At 71.7% G+C, this 23,137-nt stretch carries 33 protein-coding genes and 1 tRNA gene; 27 read left to right on the top strand and 7 right to left on the bottom strand.

The features are described from left to right. Window positions 1-281: 281 nt before the first annotated feature. From AB0N17_RS20315 to AB0N17_RS20305, 3 genes are all read right to left on the bottom strand, one after another. The gene (locus tag AB0N17_RS20315; RefSeq protein WP_366012768.1) at window positions 282-770 is read right to left on the bottom strand and encodes a single-stranded DNA-binding protein; all 489 of its coding nucleotides are present in this window, start codon (window positions 768-770) and stop codon (window positions 282-284) included. Window positions 771-1,207: 437 nt separating this feature from the next. Continuing rightward, the gene (locus AB0N17_RS20310; protein ID WP_366012767.1) at window positions 1,208-3,532 is read right to left on the bottom strand and encodes a YfjP family GTPase; all 2,325 of its coding nucleotides are present in this window, start codon (window positions 3,530-3,532) and stop codon (window positions 1,208-1,210) included. Window positions 3,533-3,535: 3 nt separating this feature from the next. Next, the gene (locus AB0N17_RS20305) at window positions 3,536-5,146 is read right to left on the bottom strand and encodes a dynamin family protein (protein ID WP_366012766.1); all 1,611 of its coding nucleotides are present in this window, start codon (window positions 5,144-5,146) and stop codon (window positions 3,536-3,538) included. A 273-nt stretch (window positions 5,147-5,419) separates the two neighbouring features. Between AB0N17_RS20305 and AB0N17_RS20300 the strand changes: the two genes are divergently transcribed. Both AB0N17_RS20300 and AB0N17_RS20295 read left to right on the top strand, forming a co-directional pair. Beyond that, window positions 5,420-5,492: transfer RNA gene (locus AB0N17_RS20300), tRNA-Arg, on the top strand. A gap of 102 nt (window positions 5,493-5,594) precedes the next feature. After that, the gene (locus AB0N17_RS20295) at window positions 5,595-6,584 is read left to right on the top strand and encodes a tyrosine-type recombinase/integrase (protein WP_366012763.1); all 990 of its coding nucleotides are present in this window, start codon (window positions 5,595-5,597) and stop codon (window positions 6,582-6,584) included. Window positions 6,585-7,037: 453 nt separating this feature from the next. On the opposite strand, the gene AB0N17_RS20290 is transcribed toward AB0N17_RS20295, so the two are convergent. Continuing rightward, window positions 7,038-7,349 carry a hypothetical protein gene (locus tag AB0N17_RS20290; protein ID WP_366012762.1) on the bottom strand — a complete coding sequence of 104 codons (312 nt, stop codon included), beginning with the start codon at window positions 7,347-7,349 and terminating at the stop codon, window positions 7,038-7,040. Between the two features lie 315 nt (window positions 7,350-7,664). On the opposite strand from AB0N17_RS20290, the gene AB0N17_RS20285 reads away from it, so the two are divergent. From AB0N17_RS20285 to AB0N17_RS20175, 23 genes are all read left to right on the top strand, one after another. Further along, window positions 7,665-8,039: a helix-turn-helix transcriptional regulator gene (locus AB0N17_RS20285; protein WP_366012761.1), complete on the top strand. Its 375-nt coding sequence runs from the start codon at window positions 7,665-7,667 to the stop codon at window positions 8,037-8,039. Between the two features lie 28 nt (window positions 8,040-8,067). Next, entirely contained in the window at window positions 8,068-8,259 is a 192-nt protein-coding gene (locus tag AB0N17_RS20280) for a hypothetical protein (protein ID WP_366012760.1), read from the top strand. Between the two features lie 95 nt (window positions 8,260-8,354). Next, entirely contained in the window at window positions 8,355-8,714 is a 360-nt protein-coding gene (locus AB0N17_RS20275) for a hypothetical protein (protein WP_366012759.1), read from the top strand. Continuing rightward, entirely contained in the window at window positions 8,711-9,103 is a 393-nt protein-coding gene (locus AB0N17_RS20270; RefSeq protein ID WP_366012757.1) for a hypothetical protein, read from the top strand. The genes AB0N17_RS20275 and AB0N17_RS20270 overlap by 4 nt, the downstream gene beginning before the upstream one ends. 82 nt (window positions 9,104-9,185) lie before the next feature. Then, entirely contained in the window at window positions 9,186-9,581 is a 396-nt protein-coding gene (locus AB0N17_RS20265; RefSeq protein ID WP_366012755.1) for a hypothetical protein, read from the top strand. Beyond that, on the top strand, window positions 9,578-9,847 hold the full coding sequence (locus AB0N17_RS20260; RefSeq protein WP_366012753.1) for a hypothetical protein: 270 nt from the start codon (window positions 9,578-9,580) through the stop codon (window positions 9,845-9,847). The genes AB0N17_RS20265 and AB0N17_RS20260 overlap by 4 nt, the downstream gene beginning before the upstream one ends. After that, window positions 9,844-10,092 (top strand): hypothetical protein, encoded by a 249-nt coding sequence (locus AB0N17_RS20255; RefSeq protein ID WP_366012752.1) that lies wholly within the window; start codon window positions 9,844-9,846, stop codon window positions 10,090-10,092. Before AB0N17_RS20260 ends, AB0N17_RS20255 begins: the two co-directional genes overlap by 4 nt. Continuing rightward, window positions 10,089-10,919, top strand: coding sequence for a hypothetical protein (locus AB0N17_RS20250; protein WP_366012751.1), 831 nt, complete (start codon window positions 10,089-10,091; stop codon window positions 10,917-10,919). The genes AB0N17_RS20255 and AB0N17_RS20250 overlap by 4 nt, the downstream gene beginning before the upstream one ends. Window positions 10,920-10,937: 18 nt before the next feature. Beyond that, a complete protein-coding gene (locus AB0N17_RS20245) occupies window positions 10,938-12,017 on the top strand; it encodes a hypothetical protein (RefSeq protein ID WP_366012750.1) in 1,080 nt (359 codons plus the stop codon). Beyond that, window positions 12,017-12,829: an exonuclease domain-containing protein gene (locus tag AB0N17_RS20240; RefSeq protein WP_366012749.1), complete on the top strand. Its 813-nt coding sequence runs from the start codon at window positions 12,017-12,019 to the stop codon at window positions 12,827-12,829. Before AB0N17_RS20245 ends, AB0N17_RS20240 begins: the two co-directional genes overlap by 1 nt. Further along, window positions 12,826-13,290 carry a phiSA1p31-related protein gene (locus AB0N17_RS20235; RefSeq protein WP_366012748.1) on the top strand — a complete coding sequence of 155 codons (465 nt, stop codon included), beginning with the start codon at window positions 12,826-12,828 and terminating at the stop codon, window positions 13,288-13,290. The genes AB0N17_RS20240 and AB0N17_RS20235 overlap by 4 nt, the downstream gene beginning before the upstream one ends. Beyond that, on the top strand, window positions 13,287-13,916 hold the full coding sequence (locus AB0N17_RS20230) for a hypothetical protein (RefSeq protein WP_366012747.1): 630 nt from the start codon (window positions 13,287-13,289) through the stop codon (window positions 13,914-13,916). The genes AB0N17_RS20235 and AB0N17_RS20230 overlap by 4 nt, the downstream gene beginning before the upstream one ends. Then, window positions 13,913-15,481, top strand: a complete 1,569-nt coding sequence (locus AB0N17_RS20225; protein WP_366012746.1) for a DNA cytosine methyltransferase — start codon at window positions 13,913-13,915, stop codon at window positions 15,479-15,481. The genes AB0N17_RS20230 and AB0N17_RS20225 overlap by 4 nt, the downstream gene beginning before the upstream one ends. Beyond that, window positions 15,478-15,756 (top strand): hypothetical protein, encoded by a 279-nt coding sequence (locus tag AB0N17_RS20220; RefSeq protein ID WP_366012745.1) that lies wholly within the window; start codon window positions 15,478-15,480, stop codon window positions 15,754-15,756. The genes AB0N17_RS20225 and AB0N17_RS20220 overlap by 4 nt, the downstream gene beginning before the upstream one ends. A 3-nt stretch (window positions 15,757-15,759) precedes the next feature. Then, on the top strand, window positions 15,760-16,215 hold the full coding sequence (locus tag AB0N17_RS20215) for a hypothetical protein (RefSeq protein ID WP_366012744.1): 456 nt from the start codon (window positions 15,760-15,762) through the stop codon (window positions 16,213-16,215). Next, entirely contained in the window at window positions 16,212-16,583 is a 372-nt protein-coding gene (locus AB0N17_RS20210; RefSeq protein WP_366012743.1) for a hypothetical protein, read from the top strand. Before AB0N17_RS20215 ends, AB0N17_RS20210 begins: the two co-directional genes overlap by 4 nt. A gap of 10 nt (window positions 16,584-16,593) precedes the next feature. Beyond that, a complete protein-coding gene (locus tag AB0N17_RS20205; RefSeq protein WP_366012742.1) occupies window positions 16,594-17,511 on the top strand; it encodes a hypothetical protein in 918 nt (305 codons plus the stop codon). Next, a complete protein-coding gene (locus AB0N17_RS20200) occupies window positions 17,508-18,011 on the top strand; it encodes a hypothetical protein (protein WP_366012741.1) in 504 nt (167 codons plus the stop codon). The genes AB0N17_RS20205 and AB0N17_RS20200 overlap by 4 nt, the downstream gene beginning before the upstream one ends. Beyond that, window positions 18,008-18,223 carry a hypothetical protein gene (locus AB0N17_RS20195; protein ID WP_366012740.1) on the top strand — a complete coding sequence of 72 codons (216 nt, stop codon included), beginning with the start codon at window positions 18,008-18,010 and terminating at the stop codon, window positions 18,221-18,223. The genes AB0N17_RS20200 and AB0N17_RS20195 overlap by 4 nt, the downstream gene beginning before the upstream one ends. A 23-nt stretch (window positions 18,224-18,246) precedes the next feature. Then, a complete protein-coding gene (locus tag AB0N17_RS20190) occupies window positions 18,247-18,816 on the top strand; it encodes a hypothetical protein (RefSeq protein WP_366012739.1) in 570 nt (189 codons plus the stop codon). Then, window positions 18,813-19,019 (top strand): hypothetical protein, encoded by a 207-nt coding sequence (locus tag AB0N17_RS20185; RefSeq protein ID WP_366012738.1) that lies wholly within the window; start codon window positions 18,813-18,815, stop codon window positions 19,017-19,019. The genes AB0N17_RS20190 and AB0N17_RS20185 overlap by 4 nt, the downstream gene beginning before the upstream one ends. A gap of 33 nt (window positions 19,020-19,052) precedes the next feature. After that, window positions 19,053-19,394 (top strand): hypothetical protein, encoded by a 342-nt coding sequence (locus tag AB0N17_RS20180; RefSeq protein ID WP_366012737.1) that lies wholly within the window; start codon window positions 19,053-19,055, stop codon window positions 19,392-19,394. A 100-nt stretch (window positions 19,395-19,494) separates the two neighbouring features. Beyond that, window positions 19,495-20,478: a hypothetical protein gene (locus AB0N17_RS20175; protein ID WP_366012736.1), complete on the top strand. Its 984-nt coding sequence runs from the start codon at window positions 19,495-19,497 to the stop codon at window positions 20,476-20,478. 67 nt (window positions 20,479-20,545) lie between these two features. Here the strand turns inward: AB0N17_RS20175 and AB0N17_RS20170 are convergent, their stop codons facing one another. Continuing rightward, a complete protein-coding gene (locus AB0N17_RS20170; RefSeq protein WP_366012734.1) occupies window positions 20,546-20,848 on the bottom strand; it encodes a hypothetical protein in 303 nt (100 codons plus the stop codon). A gap of 108 nt (window positions 20,849-20,956) precedes the next feature. On the opposite strand from AB0N17_RS20170, the gene AB0N17_RS20165 reads away from it, so the two are divergent. Further along, window positions 20,957-22,048: a hypothetical protein gene (locus tag AB0N17_RS20165; RefSeq protein WP_366012733.1), complete on the top strand. Its 1,092-nt coding sequence runs from the start codon at window positions 20,957-20,959 to the stop codon at window positions 22,046-22,048. Between the two features lie 65 nt (window positions 22,049-22,113). Here the strand turns inward: AB0N17_RS20165 and AB0N17_RS20160 are convergent, their stop codons facing one another. After that, window positions 22,114-22,347, bottom strand: coding sequence for a hypothetical protein (locus AB0N17_RS20160; RefSeq protein ID WP_366012732.1), 234 nt, complete (start codon window positions 22,345-22,347; stop codon window positions 22,114-22,116). A gap of 82 nt (window positions 22,348-22,429) precedes the next feature. After that, window positions 22,430-22,636: a hypothetical protein gene (locus tag AB0N17_RS20155; RefSeq protein WP_366012731.1), complete on the bottom strand. Its 207-nt coding sequence runs from the start codon at window positions 22,634-22,636 to the stop codon at window positions 22,430-22,432. A 210-nt stretch (window positions 22,637-22,846) separates the two neighbouring features. On the opposite strand from AB0N17_RS20155, the gene AB0N17_RS20150 reads away from it, so the two are divergent. Beyond that, window positions 22,847-23,131, top strand: a complete 285-nt coding sequence (locus AB0N17_RS20150; protein ID WP_366012730.1) for a hypothetical protein — start codon at window positions 22,847-22,849, stop codon at window positions 23,129-23,131. The last annotated feature ends 6 nt before the right edge of the window (window positions 23,132-23,137 follow it).

Genomic DNA, 23,137 nt, shown 5'->3' with positions numbered 1-23,137 from the left:
GCCCGTTCCGGTGGACCGGCAGAACCCAGTGAGCGCAGCAAGCACAGAATTCCCCTTCGAGCAGGACCCGTTGGACGTGGGGGACGGTCCCACCAGCAGAATCGGCAGCCCCTAGGGGCACGCCCGGCATCCTATGGATCACGCGGCACCTCGCCTGCCGGTCGGATGATCCGATGGCCGATCCGATCCGTAATCGTTATCGCCGGGACCGTCCATGAGCTGGGCATATCGACAAATCCACCGGTTCGTACGGCGTGTTCGCACGGACCGTGAGACTGACGTCACGTCACCGCCGCTGGCTCCGGGCTCGGTTGGGCCGCCTCGTCGGCCGGGCCCTCCGTGGGCCTCGGTGTCTCCCAGTTCGGCTCCGGGCGGGCCGTCGCCGACGGTGTCTCCGGTTTGCCCGCGCGTGCCGGGTCTCGGCGGAACACCGCGGTGCCGCGTGCCAGGTCGTGGCCGATCGACACGGCGTCGATGTCGGCCGACGCCCACTGCTGCTGGCCCTCACGCACCTCCGTGCGCACCTTCAGCCGGCCCTGCACGACGACCGGCTGGCCCACCTCGACCGATGCGGCCACGTTGGCGGCGAGCTGGCGGTTGGCCCACACCGTGAAGAAGTTGGTGTGCCCGTCCGCCCACAGGCTCTTCTCCCGGTCCCAGTAGCGCGCGGTCACCGCCAGCCGGAACCGGGCCGACGGGCCCGCCGCCGACTCGCGGTAGACCGGCTGGGTCGCCACGTTGCCCACCACACAGACGATGGTCTCGTTCATGTCCTCGCTCCCCTCCCCCGCCCGGCGCCTCGTGCGGCCGGGCGGACACACGCACGGGTCCGCCCCGTACGGCTGCGTCTGCTGCGTCCGCTGCGTCTGCTGCGTCCGCCGTGCCTGCGCGTACCGACCGCCGTACGGCGGCCCACGACCGCCGCGACTGCCGAACGACGGCCGTACCTCGCCCTACCGCTGCCGTACGCGCCCGCACACCCGCCGACCGCACGCACGCCCGCCGTCCTTTCGGCCGGACCCGCCGTGCGATCGCCGTGACCTCAGACTGCCTCCGCCGGGCCGGGCCCGCCGAGCGCTGTGGACACCCCCCTCGCCTGTGGAAAACCCCGTCACCCGTACGGGTGGCACGCCTTCCCGATCCCCCTCACCCACCCCCTCGCCCGCCCCCTCGCCCCCTCACCCACCCCGAAGGGCACCGGAGGCCGTCACACCATCCCCGTCCCGGACCGCACCACCCGCCCGTACTGCTCCCGCACCTCCCGGTACCGCAACAGCTCCGCCGCCACCGGCTCGAGCACCCGGGCCCGGCCACAGCTCGCGGCGGCCTCCCGCAGGCGCCGTTCCGCGTCCTGGCCGTAGCGCCGGGCCGGCCCCCTGGCCGCCATCCGGCACCCCCACTCCACCAGGGGACCGCCGACGATCCCGAGCACCATCAGCAGCACCGGAACCCCGAGGTTGGGCGCCATCACCCCGAAGATCTGCCCCGCGAGCCACACGCCGCCCGCGACCTGCAGCAGCGTCATCGCGGCCTGGACCAGCACCGCCGCCGGCCACCAGCCCGGCCGGGGCGGCCGCCCGGGCGGCAGCCCGGCATGCGCCGCCAGCTCGTCCAGCGTCTCGGACAGTCCCTGGGAGCCCCGTACGGCGGCCTCGCGCATCGCCTGCGCCCAGGGCGCGGGCAGTCCGGCCGAGGCGTGGTCGGACACCGTACGGACGGCCTGCTCCACGCGCTGGCGGGCCGTGGCCTCCTCCTCGGCGACCGGGGCGCGCACCGGGAGGCGACCCGTGTTGGGTTCGCCGCGGCCCTGGTACCAGCGCCACAGCCGCAGCCAGGGCGTACCGCAGGCGCGGTTGGCGTTGCGCAGCCAGGCGCGCTCCGCGGCCTCGCCCGCCGCGGTGGCGCCCACCGCGTCCGCGAGCCGTGCGGCGAACTCCTCGCGGGCCTGCTCGCTCAGGCCGACCCGCTTCCCGGCGGCGTAGACGGGCCGCAGCTCGGCCGCGGCGGCGTCCACGTCGGCCGCGACCCGGCGGGCCGCCGCACCGCGCTCCCCGACGAACTGCCCGAGCGCCTCGCGCAGTTCGCCGACGCCTTCGCCGGTGAGCGCGGACAGCGCGAGCACGTTGGCGCCGGGTTCGCCGTACTCGCCCAGCGCGACGCCGTCCTCGTCCAGCAGCCGCCGCAGGTCGTCCAGAACCTGGTCGGCGGCGTCCCCGGGCAGCCGGTCGACCTGGTTGAGGACGACGAACATGATCTCGGCGTGGCCGGCCATGGGCCGCAGATAGCGCTCGTGCAGGACGGCGTCGGCGTACTTCTCCGGGTCGACGACCCAGATCACCGCGTCGACCAGCTTCAGGATCCGGTCGACCTGTTCGCGGTGCTGTACGGCGGCGGAGTCGTGGTCGGGCAGGTCGACCAGGACCAGCCCGCGCAGCTGCGCCTCGGCGTCCGCGCTCTGCAGCGGGCGGCGGCGCAGCCGGCCCGGGATGCCGAGCCGGTCGATGAGGCTCGCGGCACCGTCGCTCCAGCTGCACGCGATGGGCGCGGCCGTGGTCGGCCGCCGTACGCCGGTCTCCGAGATCGGCACTCCGGCGAGCGCGTTGAACAGCTGCGACTTGCCGCTGCCGGTGGCACCCGCGATGGCGACGACGGTGTGCCGGCCGGAGAGTTTGCGGCGGGCCGCCGCCTCGTCCAGGACGCGGCCCGCCTCGGCGAGGGTGGGGCTGTCCAGGCGGGTGCGGGAGAGCCCGACGAGCTCGCGCAGGGCGTCCAGGCGGGAGCGCAGCGGGCCGTCGTACGCCAGGGGGGCGGGGGTGTGGCTGCCCGAGCCGCCGCGGCTCGTGCTCGCGAGGGCGGCGCTGCTCTCGGCGGCGAGGGCGGCGGCGTTGGCCTCCGTGACGCGCCGGGCGATGAGGCCGTCGTCCCAGGACTCGGAGGAGTCGGAGTCGGAGTCCGCGTCGGCGGCGGGAGCGGGGGCGGGCACGCGAGCGGGGGCGGTGGGGGTGGGGGTGGGGGTGCCCTGCGTGTCGCCTGTGGCCTGACGCGGAGAGGGAGGGTGGGGGAGGTGGAAGGCGGGGCCGCCACCCGAGTCGGCGTTCTTCGTCGGGCCCCTGCCCCGGTTTTCGTCCCGGCTCTCGTCCCGGCTCTCATCCCGGTTCTCGCCCCGCGCGGGCCCGTCCGAGTCGGCTTGCTCGCCGCGCACGCGCGCGGGACCGCCGTTTTCGCCGCCGTCGGCGTCCATGCCGCCACCGATCACGGCCGCGGAGTTCCCGCCGGCCTGATCACCCTTCTCGGTGACGTTCCCCCGACTGCTCTCGGAGGTCCTCCCGACGGCGGAGCCGGAGAGGCCCCCGGAGTCGCTCCCGGCGCCGCCCACCGGGAGGCCGGCGGTGGCTCCGTCCGAGGCTCTCGGACCCGCGCCGGGGCCGTCTACGCGGCCGCTGTGTTCCACGTGTCCTCTGTGCTCGGTGTGATGCGAGTGCTCCGAGTGCTCCGAGTGCTCCGTGTGATCCTGGTCAGTGACGGCGGCCACCGGTCACCTCTCCTTCTGCAGTACGGACAGCGCGGCGATGAGTTCGGCCTGGGGCTCGGGATTGACCTCCAGGGCGTAGAGCGGGGCGAGGCGCCGGTCGCGTTCGCGATACACCACGCGGTCCACGCGCTCACTGAGCAGCCGCCCCGCTCGGTCGCGCAGCCGCAGCGCGCCGTGGGCGCCCAGCCGCTCGGCGAGCCCCTCGCCCGCGCTGCGCGCCCGGCGTCCGCCGAGCAGCACGGTGGCGACCAGGGCGGCGACGACCTCGGCGTCCGGAGCGGTGGTCCGCTCCAGCTCCCGCACCTCGTCCTCGGCGTACTCCTCCAGCTCGCGCCGCCAGCGCCGTACGGCGAGCCCGATACGGTGCTCGGCGCTCTCCGCGGAGGGGTCACGCCCGGCGAGCCCGGGGGCGTCCGCGGCGGGCTCGCGCCGCCAGGCGTCGTCGACGCGCTCGTCGGCGGCGGTGACCGCGCACAGCAGCAGGGCGGCCAGGCTCTCCACGAGGGCGTCCAGGAGTTCCGCGGCGGTGCAGTCCAGCGGGAAGGCCCGCCAGCGTTTCAGGGCGTCCCCGGCCAGTACGGCGCCGGACTGGAGCCGGCCACGCACGCGCGCGTGCTCGTTGTCGTAGGCGCCGTCCACGGCGGCGGTGAGCCGGAGGGCGGCCGCGTACTGGGCGGCGGCGGCACCGGCCAGCTCGGGCACGCGGGACTTGAGGGAGTCGAGGACGCCGTACACCGTACGGGCCATGACCTGCCGCCGGGCGGCGGGATCCTGGGCGTGGTGGGCGAGCCAGCTCTTCAGGGGCGCCACGGCGGTGGCGGGCAGCAGCCCCGCTCCCCAGGCGGACTCGGGCAGCTCGGGCACGGTGAAGCGGGGTACGTCGCCGAGGCCGGCCTTGGTGAGCAGGGCGCCGTACTGGCGGGAGACCTCGGAGACGACCTGGTGGGGCACCCGGTCCAGGACGGTGACGAGGGTGACGTCGTACTCCTTCGCGGTGCGCAGCAGGTGCCAGGGGACCGCGTCGGCGTAACGGGCGGCCGTCGTGACCATGATCCAGATGTCGGCTGCGCAGATCAGCTCGGCGGCGAGGGCACGGTTGTCGGCGATCAGGGAGTCGACGTCGGGGGCGTCGAGGAGGGCGAGGCCGCGCGGGAGGGTGTCGGCGGTCTCGACGTGCAGCACGCGCACGGGCTCCTCGCTGCCGGAGAGCAGGAAGTCGTCGGCAGGGTCCTGGCGGGGCGCCCACACGCGCGTGAGGTCGGGCAGCACACGCATGCTGCTGAACCAGTGATGATCTTCCGGATGGCAGACCAGCACCGGTGTCCGGGTGGTCGGCCGGAGCACACCGGCCTCGCTCACCCGGCACCCGACCAGGGAATTGACGAGTGTCGACTTGCCCGCGCCGGTGGACCCGCCGACGACGGCCAGCAACGGCGCGTCCGGCTCCCTGAGGCGGGGTACGAGGTAGTCGTCGAGCTGCGCGAGGAGTTCGTCGCGGTTGGCACGCGCGCGTGGGGCTCCGGGCAGGGGCAGCGGAAAGCGTGCGGCGGCGACACGGTCGCGCAGCGCGGAGAGTGTGTCGATCAGCTGAGGCCGTACGTCCAAGGTCACCACATGCGAAGAATGCCCAATTTTAGGGGAATTCTGAAGCATATAGACATGTCTGCGTGCCGACAGAACAGAACGGACAGAAGGGACTACCGGGACACGGGCACAGGCCAGGCATAACGAGTGCACAACACCCGGTGCGTCAGACGCCAAAAGCGATGCACGATTCGTACCTGCCTGCGATTATCAGGACCGCTTCACCGAACCTCCACATCGAGCCACGGAGGCGAAGCGTCAGGGTCAAGGAACGGGGAGCTTTATCCTTGGTCCCGCCACCAGGCCCCCGTAGCTCAGTGGATAGAGCAGGCGCCTTCTAAGCGCTTGGCCGCAGGTTCGAGTCCTGCCGGGGGCGCAAACTGCCCATGACCAGCGGAAACGCTGGTCATTTCCTTTGCCCCGACCGATGCACATCGCTATCAGGCCAAGCGCCTTGACTGTCCACGATCGTGGGCACATGGTTGGGGGCATGGCAGATGAGCGCTACAACATCGGGCCCATGGCTGCCTCATGGCTGCGCGCCCTCAAAGCACAGAACAAGTCAGAGAACACGATCCGGATCTACGGGAACGCGACGAAGCAGTTCGCCGAGTTCCTGCTCGACGAAGAGAACGGCTATCGGCCGACCATCGACAAGGATCGCAAGAGCACCGGCAGGGCAGCGCCGGGCGACCTCGACGAGCTGCACCGCGAGCACGTCGAGGCGTACATCGCCGCCACCATCAAGCGGACATCACCGGCGAACGCTCACCAGCACTACCGGGCGCTGCGAACCTTCTTCAACTGGCTGGAGGACGAGGAGGAGATCGACCGCACCCCCATGCGGACGATGAAGCCGCCGGCCGTGCCCGAGAAGGAAGTGCCCGTTATCGCCGACGACGCCCTCGGCAAGCTGCTCAAGACGTGCAAAGGCAAGACGTACGCCGACCGGCGCGACACGGCGATCATGATGCTGTTCCTCGACACCGGCGTGCGGCTCAGCGAACTGAGCGAGCGTCGGGTCGGCGACCTCGACCTCGACATGATGGTGCTGCGGGTGCTCGGCAAGGGCGAGAAGTGGCGCAGCGTGCCGTTCGGCCGGACGTGCGCGACCGCGCTCGACCGGTACATGCGGGCCGCTGCGAAGCACAAGGGGAAGCCGCTCACCGAGGACATGTGGCTTTGGTGGGGCGACCGGGGCCAGAAGGGGAACCGGCTCACGCACTGGGGTGTCGGGACGATGATCGAGCGCCGTTGCCAGGAAGCCGGGATAGACCATATCCACCCGCATCAGTTCCGGCACACCTTCGCGCACCTGTGGAAGCTGCACGGCGGCAACGACGACGACCTGATGCGCATCACGGGATGGAGATCGCGGCAGATGCTGTCCCACTACGCGGCGTCGGCCGGCGCCGAGCGAGCCCGCGTCGCGCACGCGCGCCTGAGCCCGGCTGACAGGCTCGCCTAGACAGACCTGCGCCCCGGTGCCCGACTCGTCGGCGAGAGTCGGATGCCGGGGCGTACGCGTGCGGTCCGGTGGGGGGTTAGTGGACTCGCCGCACCTCAAGGTTCCCGACGAGCTGCGGCAGCCTGGTGCACAGAAGTGCGAGCGCCGCAGCCTCGTCAATCTGCTGGGGATCGTGGGCAAGTCGTACGTATGTCCCGAAGTCGCGGTACATGAGCGGCGTACCGGCGTCGAGTTCTGCTCGCTCGACTCGCACCTCTGTCAACCTGACCCCCTTACCCGCCGGATTCGAGCAGCACTAATCGAACCGGCGTTCGACACGCGCGAGGCTCGATCACTGTACGACGTGGGGGGTCGTTCGCACAGTGCGTATCACTCGCAACAGTGGGTTACTTGGCCACCGCAATGGAAAGCGCTAAACCTGCCTTCACAGAAATCGTGCGAGGCGTTCGAGCGCTACGCTTCGGCGTCCCATCGATCTGCGACTGCCTGCGCCTTTTCGTCCGATTCGGCGTTCGAGCCGATCACTCGGATCAGCTTCGCCGGTGCGCCGGTCGACAGCTCGTCGTCGGTGTACCCGATCACCTGCAGGTGCGCGGCAGCGGCGACGATCGCGCGGTCGAGTTCGAGGCCGGCCGCGATGGCGGACACGAGCTGCGGGGTGATGTTGTACCCCTGCGCGGCGACGATCTTGCCGATAAGGCTCTTACTCGGCATCCAGCCGGTTTCCGGGTCCACGGCGACAGCGGCGAACTCTCTCGTCGACATGCGCCGGTCCACGCCGACGTGCTGCCTCACGAGTTCCGTGAGTGCGTCCCGCTGCTGTGGCATCCCTCCGCCTCTCTAGGCTCATTTGTCCACGCCCAAACTCGGACGTATGCGCGAAATCGCAGGTCAGGGCGTACAACCTTTTTCAACTGCCTGACATTGTCCACGATCAGGGGCAGCCGTGGGGCGGCAGGGGGAAGGAAGGGCTGATTCTTAATGCCTCGTTAAGGCTGCCCACGATCGTGGACAGCGTTCTAGCGGTGTGCTCTACTGGAGCTGTCCACGAACGTGGGCAGCTAAGCGGAGGCTCGATTCATGACCCTTGCCCGGCTGTATCTGACCGACAGCGACGTGCTGCGCGGGCTGATGAACTGGGCGCCCGGCGGTGGCTCACTGGAGATCCGGAAGCTCGCCGACGCCGTCGGCGTCTCGAAAAGCAAGATCGGCGCGCTGCTGACCGGCGAGCGACCTTCGGTCACGGAGGACGTTGCCGACCGCATATGCGAAGCGCTCGACGTACGCCGAGACGCTCTTTTTTTCGACCCACTGTCCACGCCCACGGGCGTGGACACCGACCGCAAAGGGGCACGACGTGAACACGAACGAGCGCCGGATGCAGCTACAGCTCGCGGCGCATCTCAGTTGGGCGAACACGGCGGACCGGTCGGCCCGTACCGCCGCCGCCCGTAAGGCATCGCATCACACGCGGTTCCTCGACATGGCGCGCGAGAAGCACCCGAACGCAAGCGAGCAGCAGATCGAGCAGGTCGCCGAGTCGCTGCGCAGCGCGCATTACAAGGCGCTCGCCCTCAAGTCGGCCGCTGCTCGCCGCGCGAAGCGCGAGGCCGCGCAGGCGCAGAAGAGGGCCGCGACCGAGCGGCAGCTCGCGCAGTACCGCCCCGCCGCCTGATCCACCCCGGACGCGAGTCGGGGCCGACCCGGACCGGCATCCGGAACGACCCCTGTCGGCTCGCTCCCCACCAACCAGAAAGTGAGGCACGTGCCTTGAGCGCACAGCCTATCCCCCTCCCCCTTCGCAGGGTCCTCGCGCCGAGGATCGACCCGCAGCTCGCGGCCGTCGAGGTCGCGATCGACTTCCTGAACTTGCCCACCGTGCGGCCGCCGTTGGTCCGCGAGGACGGCGTACACGTCGTCGTCGCCGACGGCGAGCAGTTCGCCCGCTGGGTGTTCGCGCTCGGCGGCGACGTGAACCGCGCGCCGCAGCTCGACGGCGCGTCGCTGTGGACGCTGCGCACCGAGACGCCGAAGCGCGACGACGGCTCGACCGTCCGGATCCTCGTGCACGTCGCCCTCGTGCACGACGAGTTCGTGCCCGCCGAGTTCCGCGGCGAGGTGTCGGCATGAGCGTGACCCCCGACCCGTTCGCGGCGCCTGGCCGTAACCGACCCGACCCGAGCCCGGCCGCGATCGCCGCGCTCGTCGAGTGCCGCAGGGCGAAGGAACTCGCCGACGGCGCCCGCACGGTGGTCGCCGACATGCCCGGGCAGCCGGACGTGTCCGCAGCCGGCGGCGAGGTGCTGTTCGTCGTGCAGCCGAAGACGCTCGCCGACTGGCAGCGGTGGCTCGACCGGCTCGGCGTCGACGACGCGCGCGGCGACTCGAACGGCGTCGCGATGGCCGTCCGCTGCACGCTCGGCGGCATCCGCGCCCGCCTCGTCGGCTACGGCGTGCCCGCCCTGTACGGCGCCGCGCTGCCCGTCCGCCCCGCCCGCAGGACGGCGGCCCGCTCATGAGCGCCGAGAACGTCGCCGACGTCGTCGCGCTGCTACTCGTCGCCGCCCTGCTCATCCTCGCTTCGTCCTGTGGGGGCTCCCGATGACCGACCAGAACACACCCGTCGACGGGCCGTACCGCATCACGGCCGAGCCGTTCCCGACCGGCGTGACGCTCGACGTCGAGCCGTTCGTGCAGCGCGTCGTGACCGACGTCGTCGAGGCGCTGCTCACCGACCGGTTCCTCGACCGGTTCGACGGGCTCGTCGACATGCAGGCGCGTGACCCGCACCTGATCGAGCGGCCGGGCGACCTGCCGTTCGAGGGGCTCGTCGACGACCTCGTCGCGGTGGTGCGCACCAGGCTGCCCGTCTACGGCAGGCAGTGCGCGAACCTCGCCGAGCGGCTGCTCGTGCTGCGGCTCGCCGGACAGGTGCGGTCGCTCGCCGAACGCCGTGCGATCCCCGCGCAGCATGCCGAAGGGAGTGCTGCCGCGTGAGCGCGCTCGACGACGCCCGCCGCGCGGCGGCCGAGCTGCTGCGCCAGACGACCGGCAGCGAACTGCCCGAGTGGCGGCCGACGTTCCTCGGCACCGCGAACGAGCCGAACGCAATCGGACCCGTGTGCACCGACCCCGATCACGTCGAGTCCGAGGACCCGTCGGCGTTCGGGTGCTGCCCCGAGCCGATCATCGCGGTCGACCCGCCGCTCGTCGACTACCTCGTCGCGCTGCTCAACGGCGACCGCGAGCGGGGCGAGCAGTGAACGCCCGGCAGGAAGTGCTCGCCGCGATGCTGCGGGCCGGGTACGGGCAGCCGGTCGCCGAGCTGCTGCTCGACCAGGTCGAGCGCGACGCGGTCGCCAGTGAGAAGGACACCCGCGGCGGATCGCCGCGACAGGGCGAGTCCACTCACCGGCACGGGCTGCCCTGCGAGTACCCCGAGGCGCTGCCGTGCCGCTGCTCGGACCGTCCGGCCGACGTGCAGAGCAGTTGGGCGGTCGCCCGGTGACCGAGCCGAAGTGGGCCCATGACACCGAGCGGGGCCGGTACTACACCGACCCCGCCGGGGGGCCAGACCTAATCAGCGTCACGAACGTGTTGTCGACGTCCGTGCACAAGCCTGCGCTTGTGCCGTGGGGCGCGGGGCTCGTCGCCGACGCCGTCATCGCCGACCCGGTCGTCGTCGCCCGCCGGGCGCGCACCGAGCCGAGCGCGCTGCGCAAAGAACTCGTCGCCGTGCCTCGCCAGTACACCGAGCGGGCGCAGAACCTCGGTACCCGGATCCACAACCGGGCGCAGGCCGACGTGTTGGGCGTGCCGTACGCGGCCGACCCTGAGGTCGAGCCGTACGCGCGGCAGCTCGCCCGCTGGTTCCGTCTGTGGCGAGTCGACCTCGCGAACGACGTCGAGGCGGTCGAGACGACCGTGATGCACCGCGCCCGCGGCTACGCCGGAACCGGCGATCTGTGGGTGTGGCTGCCGACCGGCCGGTTCCGACGGCGGCAGTTGTGGCTCGTCGACTACAAGACGTCGGCGAACAAGCCCGCCGACACGGTGTACGACGAGCAGCCGCTGCAGCTCGCCGCGCTGCGGCACGCGCCCGAGTGGCTGCTGCCCGACGACACGACCGAGCCCGCGCCGCGCGTGCACCGAACCGCGCTGCTCAACCTGCGCCGCGGCTCGCACCGGTTCATCGAAGTGCCGTCCGGTCGCCGCGTGTTCCGCGCGTTCCTCGGCGCCCTCGCGACCGCCCGCTATCTCCACACCGCGCCCGGCTCGTACCCGACGGTCGTACCGCCGTGGGCGCCTGGTGCATCCGAACGAAAGGCAGCGTGACCCATGGGATCGCGCATCATGACCATGAAAAGGCAGGCGGCTGAACTCGGCCGCATCCGCACCGGTTACAGCCGGCCGAACCCGAAGCCGGACGGCAAGCCGATCCCCGTCCGCTCGAAAACCTTCGTCCTCACCTCGCACAGCCGCGAGTACGTCGAGCGCGCCGCCGAGCTGTACGGCGGAACGGTCGAGCAGTGGACCCCGCAGGGGCAGAACGTCGCGCAGTGGCGTGTCATCACGACGGCGAGCGAGCTGCGGGCGATCCTGCCCGCCGGCGACCCGCTGTCGCAGTCTTACGAGTTCTGGACCGGCGGCGGCTGCTCGCGGCGCTGCGACGGCGTGACCGAGCGGATCAGCGGTAAGCCCTGCATCTGCCTCGCGCAGTACGGCGAGGACTGGCACGAGCGGTCGCCGAAGCAGGTATGCCGCCCGACCTCGCGGGTCGGTGTGTTCCTGCCGGACCTGCCCGACCTCGGCGTGTGGCGGCTTGAAACGAAGTCGTACTACGCGGCCGACGCTATGGCGGGCGGGCTCGACATCGTGCTGCAGGAAACCGAGGGCCGCGGGCTCATGCCCGTGCGCATGTGGATCGAGCAGCGCAAGGTCGTCCGCAACGGCGAGACGAAGAATTTCCCCGTCGTCATGCTCGTGCCGGCGATCCCGAAGCTGCGACACGCACTGAGTGGGCCGATCAGCACCGCAGCGGCGCTCGACCCGAGCAGCCTCGACCGGCGCGCGATCGAGGCCGCGCCCGCCGAGCCCGTCGACTACCGCGCCGAAGCTGTCAAGTGCCGCACCGCCGACGAGGTGCTGCAGGTGTGGCAACGGGCTCGGGCGGCCGGCCACGGCGACGACCTCGAGCTGCGCGACGACCTGAAGCGGATCGCCGACGACATCGCGCGCGGCGTCGACCCGCACACGGGCGAGATCGGCGACCAGGACGACGAGGAGGGGCTCGGCGACGAGGACATCGACGAGGGCGTCGTCGACGCCGAGTTCGTCGACGAGGGCGAGCCGACCGGCACCGAACCGCCGGTCGCCGATCCGTCGGCCGTGACGTGGCCGACGGCGGCACAGCCCGGATCGGCGGCCCGGTGATGTGGCACCTCAGTCGGCTCGCCGCGTTCGACCTCGAGACGACCGGCGTCGACACCGAGACCGACCGGATCGTGACCGCCGCCGTTCACGGACTCGGCGGCAGCGAGTCGCGCGAGTCGCGCGAGTGGCTCGCCGACCCCCGCATCGAGATCCCCGCGGAGGCGACCGCCGTTCACGGCATCACGACCGAGCAGGCACGCAAGGACGGCGACCCGGCCGACCAGGTTGCCGACCAGGTCGCCGAGTTCCTCGCCGTGCAGGTGCGCGACGGCGTTCCGGTCGTCGGGCACAACGTCTCGTACGACCTCACGCTGCTCGACCGCGAGCTGCGCCGGTACACGCTGCCGACGCTCGCCGAGCGGCTCGGCGACCGGCCGCTGCACGTCATCGACACGCGTGTGCTCGATCAGCACGCCGTGCCGTACAGGAAGCGGCCGAGCGAGACGCAAGGCGCGCGGCAGCTCGTCACCCTCGCGCAGTTCTACGGCGTGCCGTGGGACGACGAGTCGGCGCACGGCTGCTCGTACGACGCGTACGTCGCCGCCGTGATCGCGTTCCGGATCGGCGACCTCGCGCACAGGCGGCGCCGCGACTGGCCCGAGCGCGTGCTCGCCGAGCGGCGCCTGCGGTTCAACGCGTTCCGCGACCTCACCCTCGCCGAGCTGCACGAGCGACAGATCGAGTGGGCCGCCGAGCAAGCGGCCGGGCTGCAAAACCACTTCCGCAAGACCGACCCCGCCGCCGTCGTCGACGGCTCGTGGCCGCTGCGCCCCTGGGTCGAGCCGAACGCCACTGAAGGGGCACCCGCATGACCGACCAGAACATCATCGGATTCGACGTCGACCGCAACGGCGACGCGGCGATCGTCGTCGCCGTGCAGCGCGACGGCTCGTACACCGTGCGCGCCGACCGCGTGTGCAAGATCCTCGCCGCCGAGCTGCTGCGCGGCATAGCCGACCGGCTCGTCGCCGAGCACGGCAACGGGCTGTGCACCCCGGAGCCCGCGCAGCAGCGACCGCGCGAGGACGAGGCAGCCGACCCGTACAGCGGCCGTCTCGACCGCGACCGGCGGGTGTGGCGCGACCCGCGCGGCGACTCGTGGGATCTGACGCTCACGTGGGCCGACTGGACCGAGCGGGAGTGGAAGTGGCACGGCACGACCGGCCAGTTCGGCGAGCCGATCCTGCGGTGCGACGACGGCGAGGCGCAGCCGCTCGGCGTGCTGCGCGCCCTGTACGGGCCGATCACGCCCGTGATGGGCGGTGCCGCGTGACGACGATCCCCGGGCTGCTCGCGCCCGCCGAACTCACCCGGCTCACGCTCGGCGCCGATGCCCCGGCCGAGTTCCGCGTGATCGGACTCGACCTGTCGCTGCGGTCGACCGGCGTGTGCCTGCCGGACGGCACGACGTACCGGATCCGCACCCGCGACAAGGACGGCGACCGGCGCCTCGTGCACATCCGCTCGGACATCCGCGACGACCTCGCCGAGTGGCAGCCGCACCTCGTCGTGATCGAAGACCTGCCGATCCACGCGAAAGCGTCGGGCATCACGGGCATGGTCCACGGCGTCGTGCGCTGCGAACTCGCCGACGCCGACGTGCCGTACGCGTACGTCGTGCCCGCGACGCTGAAGAAGTACGCGACGGACAACGGCAACGCAGACAAGCGGGAAATGGCCGCCGCGGCGTACCTCGCAGCCGGCGCCGAGTTCCCCGGCGACCTGAACGCGAAGGGCGAGGGCGGCGACATGTGCGACGCCTGGTGGCTGCGCGCGGCTGGTCACGACTGGTGCGGGCTGCCGCTGTTCACCATGCCGCAGGATCAGCGCGACCGGCTGAGCAAAGCAAAGTGGCCCGAGCGGTTCCTGCAGCGGTACGTGATGGGGGCAGCCGCGTGAGCCTCCGGATCGGTTCTCTGTGCTCGGGATACGGCGGGCTCGACATCGCGGTCGCCGACGTCCTCGGCGCCTCGGTCGCCTGGCACTGCCAGTACGACCCCGACGACAAGAACCAGTACGCCGCGCGCATCCTCGCGCATCACTGGCCGCACGTCCCCAACCACGGCGACATAACGGCCGTCGACTTCGAGCAGGTCGAGCCGGTCGACGTCCTCACGGCGGGGTTCCCCTGCCAAGACCTGTCCCTCGCCGGTAAGCGCGCCGGGATCGCCGAGGGCACCCGCTCGGGCCTGTGGCTGCACGTCGCCCGCGCGATCCGAATCCTGCAACCCCGTTTGGTGGTGATCGAGAATGTGCGCGGCATCCTCTCAGCGAAAGCTGATCGCGGAGTGGAACCCGGAACTGAGGATCTGGACAGTGCCGGAACCGGCGGAGCAGCCCTCATTCTTCGCGCTCTTGGCGCCGTTCTCGGCGACATGGCCGACCTCGGGCTCGATGCGGAATGGGCAGGCATACGCGCTGCGGAGGTCTGGGCTACACACGACCGGTTCCGCGAGTTCATCCTCGGATGGCCCCGCGACGCTGCTGCCGACGCCGACGACGAAGGAACACAACGGTCCGGGCAGGCCGGACGGGAATCGGAACGACACGCTGCGGGCGAGGGTCGCAGCGCTGCCGACGCCGCGGGCGAGGGACTCGAAGGGAGTCGGGTACGAGGACGGGCTACCGGCGGTCGTGAAGCTGCTGAAGACGCCGACGGCTCAGATCGCGGTGAACGGCGGCTCGCAGCATCCGGACAAGCGGAAGAGCGGGGGGCACGGTCCGACGCTGGCCGACGAGGTCGAGTTCTTGCTGCCGGACGGGGCGGGGGCGAGGCGGCTGTCGAGCCAGCCTGCCCGACCTGCGGGTGCGGCGAGTCCTTCCACGACGCCGGGGGATTCTGCGCCGGCTGCCAGCACTGCACCGACCCCGAACTCGGCCGACCCGTCTGCGACGACGACTGTCCCGTCTGCGCGGCCGGGGAAGCTGCTGCCGACACCGCGGGCACTGGACGGGGCGAAGGGCGCCGTATCGCGCACGGCGTCGACCGAGCGCCGGGTACGGGAGGGCACGGCGAACCTGCCCGAGGCGGTGCTGAGCGCGTTCTCGCCGGTGGAGCTGCTCGCGCAGGGGCCGGTGTACCCGCTGCCGATGCTGCCGACGCCGGGCGCGCACGATCACGGCAGCGCGGGGCAGACAGCGGAGTCGAGGGAGGAGACGGGGCATCAGGTCGACTTGTCGCACCGGATCAAGTCGATATCGAGTGGGGTGAGTACGGCCCCGCGATCGCGCGGTGGGAAACGGCGCTCGGCCGGTCCGCCCCCCGACCAACTGACGATCGAGGTCGCCTGAGCGCCGAGTTCGTCGAGTGGATGATGGGGCTCCCCGCCGGTCACGTCACCGGCGTGCCCGGTCTGCCGCGCACGGCGCAGCTCAAGGCGCTCGGCAACGGCGTCGTGCCGCAGCAGGCTGCCGCAGCCTTGCGGTACCTGCTCGACCGCGCGCAGATACGGATCGCGGCGTGAACGGGCTCGCCCCGACGATCGGCGGCTCGCGGTCCGGCTACGGGCTGCGGGTCCGTCTCGACAACCCATGGGGAGCGAAGGCGCTCGCCGCCGGCGACTTCCGATGCCCGTGCGGACACGCCGAGGACGCCGTCGGACACGCCGAGACCGAGGCGCTCGCGGTCCGCTACGCCCGCCACCAGCGCGACGAGTGCCCGATTCCCGAGATCCGCGAGCGGGCCGCACGCCATTACGCCCGCCTGCAGCAGTCCCTCAGCAAACGACGGAGGAAGTAACCCATGCCCAAGCTCGACAAAGACGCGGCCGTCGAGGTCAAGCTCGACAGTGCCGCCGGTCTGCTCGAACAGTCCCTCACCGACGAGCAGCGCCGCGGGCTGTTCGAGCACCCCGGCATGCGGGTGATCGCGATCGTCGAACTCGCGAGCGTCACGTACACCGGGCACGCCACCAGCGAGGACAAGGCGCCGCAGGTGAAGCTCAGGATCACGACCGCTGAGGCGGCGCAGGACAACGACCAGGCGGCGCAAGTCCTCGAGGTCGCCCGCGCGATGATGCGGCGCCGCAAGATGAACAACACGCTCGACGAGGTCGGCCCCGGCGGCACGGTCGTCGAGGACGCGGTACGCGAGGCGCTCGCCAGTCACCCGACCGAAGTCGAGTACGAGCACCACCAGGCGCAGCAGGACGCACGCCGGGGACGCGAGCGCCGCAGCCGGATCGAGCAGCACGGGTGACACGCCCACCCGGCAGCAACGGCGGTGCGCGGCGCGAGCGATGCCGCTGCGGCCGAACCGTGCTGCGGCAGCTCGTCGGCAACCGGGCGGCGCTCGACGTCACCGCCGACGCCGACCCGCTGTCCGCTGCAGCGGCGGCCGAGCTGCGCGAGCCGAACCGGCTCGACTGGTGCGTGCGGCAGCGCAAGGGCGGCCCCGACCTCGCGTGGGTCGACCGGCGTAATCACCCGGCCGACTGCGACCGCCCCCACGTGATCGACCACAAGTGCACGGCACCTGCCCCTGCTGCCCATGCCCACGGGCGCGGGCAACAGGGGCGGCGCCCCCGAAACACCTCGGTTCCCGAGGGACAGCTCACCCTCGGATAGGAGAACTCCGATGCCATGGTTCGTCGTTGACGACAACGCCGACACACACCCGAAGATGATCGCCGCAACGAACGCGGCGCTCGGGCTGTGGCTCAAGTGCGGGGCGTACGCGGCACGTCATCTGACCGACGGCATCGTGCCGGGCGCCGTCGCCAAGATGTACGGCTCGGCGCCGCAGATCAAGAAACTCACGGCGGCCGGTCTGTGGCACACCTCGGGCCACGACTGCTCGCACCCGAAGTGCCTGCAGCCGGCTGCCGGTGACTTCGTGATCCATGACTACCTCGTGTACAACCCGTCGCGCCGCGACGTCCTCGCGAAGCGCGAGCGGGCGGCGGCGAAGAAGCGGAAGCAGCGCGCCGTGCAGGATGCGCGCGAAGGTCTCGAGGCTTTCGGCGGCGAATCGCACGAGAATCGCGGCGGATTCGACGACGATCCGGATCCGAATCACTCATCGGAATATGACGATCCCGCAGGTCGCGGCGGTGCGTCCCCGAGGGACAGCCGGGGGACTCGCACGCGCGCGACCCCCTCCCCTCCCCTCCCCTCCCATCAGGGGGGTGCAGATAGAGAGCCGTCTGCAGGCGGTCGCGGGCGCGATCCTCTCTCTCTGATCGCCGCCGACTGGCAGCCGAGCGACGAGGACGTCGCCGCCGCGCAGCTCGCCCGAGCCGACGCCGGTCGCGAGCAGCTCACCCCGCAGCAGATCGGCCTCGTCACCCGCAAGTTCCGGCAGCGGATGCTCGACGACCAGGTGCGCGCCGCAGGCTTCGGCGGCCGGTGGCAGCAGTGGGCCGAGAACGAGCGCACCGAGCAGCCCGCCGTCGGCGGCAACGTCGTCCACCTTCCCGCCATGACCCGCGGACAGCAGCAGCGGGCCGGACTCGACCGCCTCGCACAGCAGTTGGACGGAGGCCACACCGCATGACCTTGAAAGAAACCCTTGAGCTGCTGCGGCAGATCGCCCTCGTCGACGACCGCGTCGTGCGGCTCGACGACACCGAGCAGGCTGCGCAGCTCACGATGTGGGCGGCGATCCTGCGCGACGTGCCGCTGCCGTTCGCCGGGCAGGCGGTCGGCGACCACTACGCGACGAGCGCGTTCCCGATCATGCCGAAGGACATCGCCGAGCGGTGGCGTGCCGAGTCACGCCGACGGCTCGACCGGCACGTCGGCACGTTCGAGCCGTGCGCGTACCCGCACCTCGACCCCGACGACATCCCCGGGTACCGGGCAGCGCTGCGTGCCGAACGTGACGGAGTGCGCCGCGGCGCCGACGACCCGATCGAGCTGCGGGCGCTGCTCGCCGGATCCGAGCCGGCTGCGGCTGGTCGGCCGAACGAGGCGTACCTGCAGGCGCGCGAGGCGCTGCGCGTTGCCCGCGATACGGCTCGCACCGCGCCGCAGGAAAGCGGGGCGACGTCATGACCGGCCGCCGTCCGCTCGGCGAGGACGTACCCGACGGCACGTTCGGCGGCGCCCGCCCCCTTCGCCGTGACTGGCAGACCGAGCCCGACCCGGACGAGCAGCAGCACCTCGCCGACCCGCTGCTCGCCGAGCTGTGGCCCGACGGCACGTTCGGCGGCGCCCGCCCGCGCCGCACCCCGCACACCGGCACCGACGCCCGACCGGCCGCCTGATGACCCACAGGGAGACACGAGAGATGACCGACCAGCCGATGACCGCTATCGCGGCGCTGCGCGCGTTCGCCCTGCAGCACGTCGACGACGCCGCGGCGCAGGCACTGATCGACCAGGCGACACACGAACTGACCGGCCGCACGGTGGTGTGGCCGGAGGACGACGCCGTACCGCTGCGGTTCTTCTTCCGCCGGAACGAGGACGTGACCGGCATCAGCGGCGAGGGGCACATCGCCGACGGCGTGCTGTGGCCCGACGGCACGGTGTCGCTGCGGTGGCGCGGGCCGCATCCGAAAATCGACTTCTGCGACCGCGGCATCGACACAGCCGAGTTCGTGCACGGACACGGCGGCTCGACGCAGATCGTGTTCATCGACCAGCCGGGCGACATACCCGCGATCGGCGAGCCGGCTGCGGCGCCGCTCGTGCTGCGCCGCGTCCTCGAGCACGCCCTGCGCAAGCCGGTGCCATGCCCGAACTGCTCGCGCACCGTGGCGTGCCGGTGCATCGCCGACCGCACTGAGGCGCGTGTCGACGTCGTGCTCGGCGCGCTCGCCCCGTGGCTGAAGACCGGCAGCGGCGAGGCGGCATGAGCGCCGCGTTCGATCACGACGACCTCGCCGACCTCGACCCGGACGACGCCGAGCAGCTCGCCGAGCTGTCCGACGACGAACTCGCCGCCGCTCTCGACGACCTGTACGGAAACGACCCGCTCGCCGGCTACCCGACCCCCGCGACCAGGCGGCGCAAGCCGGACGCGATCGGCCGTCGGCTCGTCGACCTCCCCCCGCTGTAACTCGCCCGCCATCCACAGACTGTGAGGAACACCGTGGACAACACGACCGCCGCCCCGCCCGCTGCCGACTCGTCGACCGGCTACCTGCTCGCCGCCCTCGACGAGGTTCGAGCGTGGCGGCACCGGCATCCGCATTTCGACTCGGCGCGGTTCGCCGAACTCGACGCGATCCTCGACCGCGCGGCCGTCGGCCGGATCGAGCGGCGCCTCGACCTGCCCGAGGCGACGTCGCTGCCCGAGGCGGTGAACGCGCATCACGCCGTCATGAACCTGCGGCGCCGGATCCTCGCCGACGCCCATCGCGCATGGGATCTCGTCGAGGCCCGCGCCATGCGACAAATCGCGCGGTTCATGCCTGCGACCGACGCGGAGTGACCGACGGCGGGGCGCCCCATGCCGGCCAGCAATCCGGGCGCCCCCGCTGCCCCTCGCGGTGTGATCAGCCTACGCCCCACGCAACACAGGAGCGCTCACCATGCACCGCACCGCCCGCCGCACCCCCGCTGAAGACCTGAAGATCGTGATTGACCACTGGGAAGACATGCGCGACCTGATCGACACCTCGACGCCCGGCACGTGGCCCCCGGCCATGGGCAGCGGCGAGTACCTTCGCGCCCTCGACGAGCACGACGTCGACGAGGTCGGCCTCGCGCTGCAGCACGCGCAGCACCTCGTCACCCGCGTCGACGAGCACGGCCGCCCGCAGTACGAGTGTGTGCACTGTGACTACGTCGGCGAGGGCCGCGCCCACACCCCGCGCGCCGACCGCGACGCGCTCGTGCTCGGCGAGCGGCCGGTGCCGCTGCGGCTGCACGTCGTCGACGCGTGCCGCGCGGTCGAGGCGGCGCTGCGCTCGCTCGCCGACGAGATCGCCGCCGAGGTACAGCTCGCGCCGCTCCCCTCGTCGGTCGCCTGCCGCGCCGACTACCGCAGCGAGCGCGCGGCGCGCATCGCCGCCGACGACCGCGACCGGCGCGACCGGCTCGCCGCAGCCGACGCCGCGAGCCCGCATCGCTGGCCGTTCACGATGGGCGACCGGTCGGCCGTGCGCGCCGCGCGGTGGCTGCTCGCACGCATCAACGACGAGACCGTGCACTGCAAGCCGGTGTCAGGTGTGCAGCGCGCCCGCATCGCGGTCGTCGCGCGTGAGGCGGCGCGGCGTATCGAGCGGACGATCGGCGGCGTCGGCGAGCGGTACGCCGTGACGATGGACGACCGGCCGTGCCCGTACTGCGGCGACGTCCTCACGCTGCACCGTGGCGGCGGGCTCGCCGACGTCGTCGTCTGCGCCGGTCGCGACTGCGAGGCGCCGGTCGGGCTCGACGACGGCCGCCGCACCTGGTCGACGCCCGAGCAGCTCGCCGCGCTGCAGCGTGACCTCGACGCGGCAGTGCGGCGCCGGAAGCGCGCTGATGCGCGTCGGCGACAGCGTGCTGCGGCGCGCGCTGCGGCTGCCTGATGCGCGATGCGCCGCCGCGTCCTGGTGGGCGCAGCGGCGCATCACGGCCGACTGTCGGTGCGGCCGGCTACTTTCCCTTGGCGATCTGGTCGACCCGTGGAACGGAAAGCCCGATGGACTCGCCGACCTTCGCGAGCGTCATCGTCTTGCGCAGCTCGCGCACGTCGGTGCGGCGCGTCTCTGTGAGTTCCTTCTGCCGGTCGTCGACTGCCTTGAGTAGGGCCGTGATCATCGCTGCGCGCTCGACCGGCGACAGCTCCGGGTCGAGGGCGAGTTCGGCGGCTGCCTCAAAGAGCTGCGCCGGGCTGCGCCGGTCGACTGCCTCGTCGCCGGTCTCGTCGCCGGTCTCGGGTTGCTGCGTCGTCTCCATAGCTGGTGATTCTAGGCCCCCCGAAAGATCGTTTTCTAGGGGCCTTGACACGAATTTATAGGGACCTATAAATTCGTGCTCACAACGACGACAGAGAGGAACGAAGCGATGACGATGACCTACGACGAGGTGCAGCCCGACACCCGAGTGATCTGCCACTCGCGCGGCGGCCTCAAGGGCACCGTGCTGCGCAAGTTCATGGGCGGCAAGGACAAGGCCGAGCAGCTCGTGTACATCGCGTTCGACGAGGGCGGCCCCGCCCACAACACCCCCGAGCAGCTCAGCCCGATCAACGAGCCCGCGCCCGAGCCGAAGCTGAGCCGCGCCTACAAGGGCAGCTCGTCGTTCTGGATCGGCGGCCACGAGTATGAGGTGTTCAACACGACGGGCGTCGGCGACGTGCGCGGCTACTGGGCATGCATCCGCAGGTCGCACGACGGCACGGCGCACACGAACGAGGCGTACATCGTGTCGGGCGCCGACAGCCGTAAGGCAGCGTTCGAACTCGCCCTCGAAAAGCTCAAGGTGCGCAAGATCGTCAAGATCCTGCCGCGCCGCTACATGCAGGTGACCGTGCCGAAGGACGAGCGCGACGACTACGCGTACCCGTCGGTCCGGGTCGACGGATGGGTCGCCGCGTGGCACACCGACGGCTACGTGATCGTGTTCGAGAACGGGCGCGAGCGTGGGATGGTGTGGGCCGACCGCCCGATCGAGGCGAAGATCATCGGTCGCGACGGCCGCGAGCACGCCATCGACGGCGAGTTCAGGCACCTTGAGGCGGGCGTGCTCGCGGTGTACGTCCACCACATGAAGGCACGCGTTCGTCGCGCCGTCGACGTCGAGCTGCTGCCCGTCATCGTGACCGAGCTGCCCGACGACGAGGATCACGCGCCGCTGCTCGTCGACCCCGCCGCCGCCCGCGTCGTCCGCGCGGCCGACGTCGCCGACGGCGACACCGTGCTCGCCTCGTTCCCCGACTACGGGAAGCGCGAGGGCATGCTGCGCTCGGACTACTTCAATGACCAGTACGAGGCGCACCCGATGCCGTACGACCCGACGCACGGCTGCGGCTCGTGTGCCACGATGGCCGACCATGAGGGCGAGGTCGTGAACCTGGGCGACGACAACCCGTGGGAGGTGTGCGACCCGCACGCGGCCGACGCGCTGCTGCTGGTGGTGCCCGCTCGCCGCATCTGACAGCCCGGACGGGCACAGCGAAGCACCCCCGCCAAGGGTAGTGGCGGGGGTGCTTCGCGTTCATCCTACGGGCCGTGCAGCGGCGCCTCGCCCCACTCGTCGGCACCGCCGCCGCGCCACTCGATCAGCGGCGAGGCAGCGACCTCGAGGCCGTCGAGCCCTTCGAGTCCCGCGCGCCGCAGGAACTCGACCAGGTCGCGCAGCGAGTACGCCGTGCCGAGAATCTCGCTGTCGACGCGGACGCGGCGCCCGCCGCTCGGCGACGGCGGATACACGACGACAGGCTTCGGCTCGCCCATACAGCCATGCTCGGCGCGCTCGCGGCCGTCCGCAGCCTGGCGAGCCCGTACGGCTGTCGCGTCGGCTACAACGGCGGCGTGCTCACTGCTGCTCGCCGTCGGCGCGCAGGTCGGTGCGCTGTCCGGGGCGCAGCTCGCGCGTATCCCAGTAGGCGCGCACCTCGTCGAGATCCCACTCGTCGCGGGTGCTGCCCTTGCGTCGGCGCGGCTGCGGAAAGTCGGCGTGTTGGCGGCGCCAGTTGTGCAGCGACTGCCGCGTCGTGCCGAGTGCGGCAGCGAGCTGCGACATGTTCAGCAACGTCGGTTCCCCCTCGCCGGTCTCTGTCGGCTGCGGCTCTTCCCGCTCTGGCATGGCGCCCATCCTGCCTAACCTCATTGACACTGTAAAGCAGGTTCCGTACCGTCGGACCCGCATAACGGAAAGCCCGGCCGGTGCGCAGGCACACCGAACGGCCGGGCGACCGGCCCACACCGACCGTGCAGCCGAGAGGGCAGATCAGTGACGAATCGTAGCCGGGCACCGCAGGCCACCCCCACCCGTTCCGCGCGCGCCCGGCTGCTGCTGTGGGCGCTCGCACTGCTCGCCGTGGCGTTCCCGGCTGCGGTCGGACCGGCACTGCACCTCGCGCTCGGCACGCTCGCATTCGCCGTCGCGCATGGTTCGACGACGTGCACCGTCGCCGCCCTGGTCCTGCTCGCCCGAGCCTTCCCGAGCGTCGCCCGCGGGATCGGCCGGTTCCTCGGCGTCGGCGCCCGCAGCGCCGTTCGCACCGTATTCGCATGATCCACC

Origin of the sequence: Streptomyces sp. NPDC051133 (assembly GCF_040682635.1) — a bacterium.
Lineage (GTDB): Bacteria > Actinomycetota > Actinomycetes > Streptomycetales > Streptomycetaceae > Streptomyces.
This window is presented reverse-complemented; position numbering and strand designations above follow the sequence as displayed.

Bases quoted from the DNA above. Each gene is read 5' to 3' on its own strand.
- AB0N17_RS20315 (WP_366012768.1), bottom strand. From the start codon at position 770: ATGAACGAGACCATCGTCTGTGTGGTGGGCAACGTGGCGACCCAGCCG.
- AB0N17_RS20295 (WP_366012763.1), top strand. From the start codon at position 5,595: ATGGTTGGGGGCATGGCAGATGAGCGCTACAACATCGGGCCCATGGCT.
- AB0N17_RS20290 (WP_366012762.1), bottom strand. From the start codon at position 7,349: ATGTCGACGAGAGAGTTCGCCGCTGTCGCCGTGGACCCGGAAACCGGC.
- AB0N17_RS20285 (WP_366012761.1), top strand. From the start codon at position 7,665: ATGACCCTTGCCCGGCTGTATCTGACCGACAGCGACGTGCTGCGCGGG.
- AB0N17_RS20280 (WP_366012760.1), top strand. From the start codon at position 8,068: ATGGCGCGCGAGAAGCACCCGAACGCAAGCGAGCAGCAGATCGAGCAG.
- AB0N17_RS20270 (WP_366012757.1), top strand. From the start codon at position 8,711: ATGAGCGTGACCCCCGACCCGTTCGCGGCGCCTGGCCGTAACCGACCC.
- AB0N17_RS20265 (WP_366012755.1), top strand. From the start codon at position 9,186: ATGACCGACCAGAACACACCCGTCGACGGGCCGTACCGCATCACGGCC.
- AB0N17_RS20245 (WP_366012750.1), top strand. From the start codon at position 10,938: ATGACCATGAAAAGGCAGGCGGCTGAACTCGGCCGCATCCGCACCGGT.
- AB0N17_RS20240 (WP_366012749.1), top strand. From the start codon at position 12,017: ATGTGGCACCTCAGTCGGCTCGCCGCGTTCGACCTCGAGACGACCGGC.
- AB0N17_RS20235 (WP_366012748.1), top strand. From the start codon at position 12,826: ATGACCGACCAGAACATCATCGGATTCGACGTCGACCGCAACGGCGAC.
- AB0N17_RS20215 (WP_366012744.1), top strand. From the start codon at position 15,760: ATGCCCAAGCTCGACAAAGACGCGGCCGTCGAGGTCAAGCTCGACAGT.
- AB0N17_RS20205 (WP_366012742.1), top strand. From the start codon at position 16,594: ATGCCATGGTTCGTCGTTGACGACAACGCCGACACACACCCGAAGATG.
- AB0N17_RS20200 (WP_366012741.1), top strand. From the start codon at position 17,508: ATGACCTTGAAAGAAACCCTTGAGCTGCTGCGGCAGATCGCCCTCGTC.
- AB0N17_RS20195 (WP_366012740.1), top strand. From the start codon at position 18,008: ATGACCGGCCGCCGTCCGCTCGGCGAGGACGTACCCGACGGCACGTTC.
- AB0N17_RS20190 (WP_366012739.1), top strand. From the start codon at position 18,247: ATGACCGACCAGCCGATGACCGCTATCGCGGCGCTGCGCGCGTTCGCC.
- AB0N17_RS20185 (WP_366012738.1), top strand. From the start codon at position 18,813: ATGAGCGCCGCGTTCGATCACGACGACCTCGCCGACCTCGACCCGGAC.
- AB0N17_RS20175 (WP_366012736.1), top strand. From the start codon at position 19,495: ATGCACCGCACCGCCCGCCGCACCCCCGCTGAAGACCTGAAGATCGTG.
- AB0N17_RS20170 (WP_366012734.1), bottom strand. From the start codon at position 20,848: ATGGAGACGACGCAGCAACCCGAGACCGGCGACGAGACCGGCGACGAG.
- AB0N17_RS20165 (WP_366012733.1), top strand. From the start codon at position 20,957: ATGACGATGACCTACGACGAGGTGCAGCCCGACACCCGAGTGATCTGC.
- AB0N17_RS20160 (WP_366012732.1), bottom strand. From the start codon at position 22,347: ATGGGCGAGCCGAAGCCTGTCGTCGTGTATCCGCCGTCGCCGAGCGGC.
- AB0N17_RS20155 (WP_366012731.1), bottom strand. From the start codon at position 22,636: ATGTCGCAGCTCGCTGCCGCACTCGGCACGACGCGGCAGTCGCTGCAC.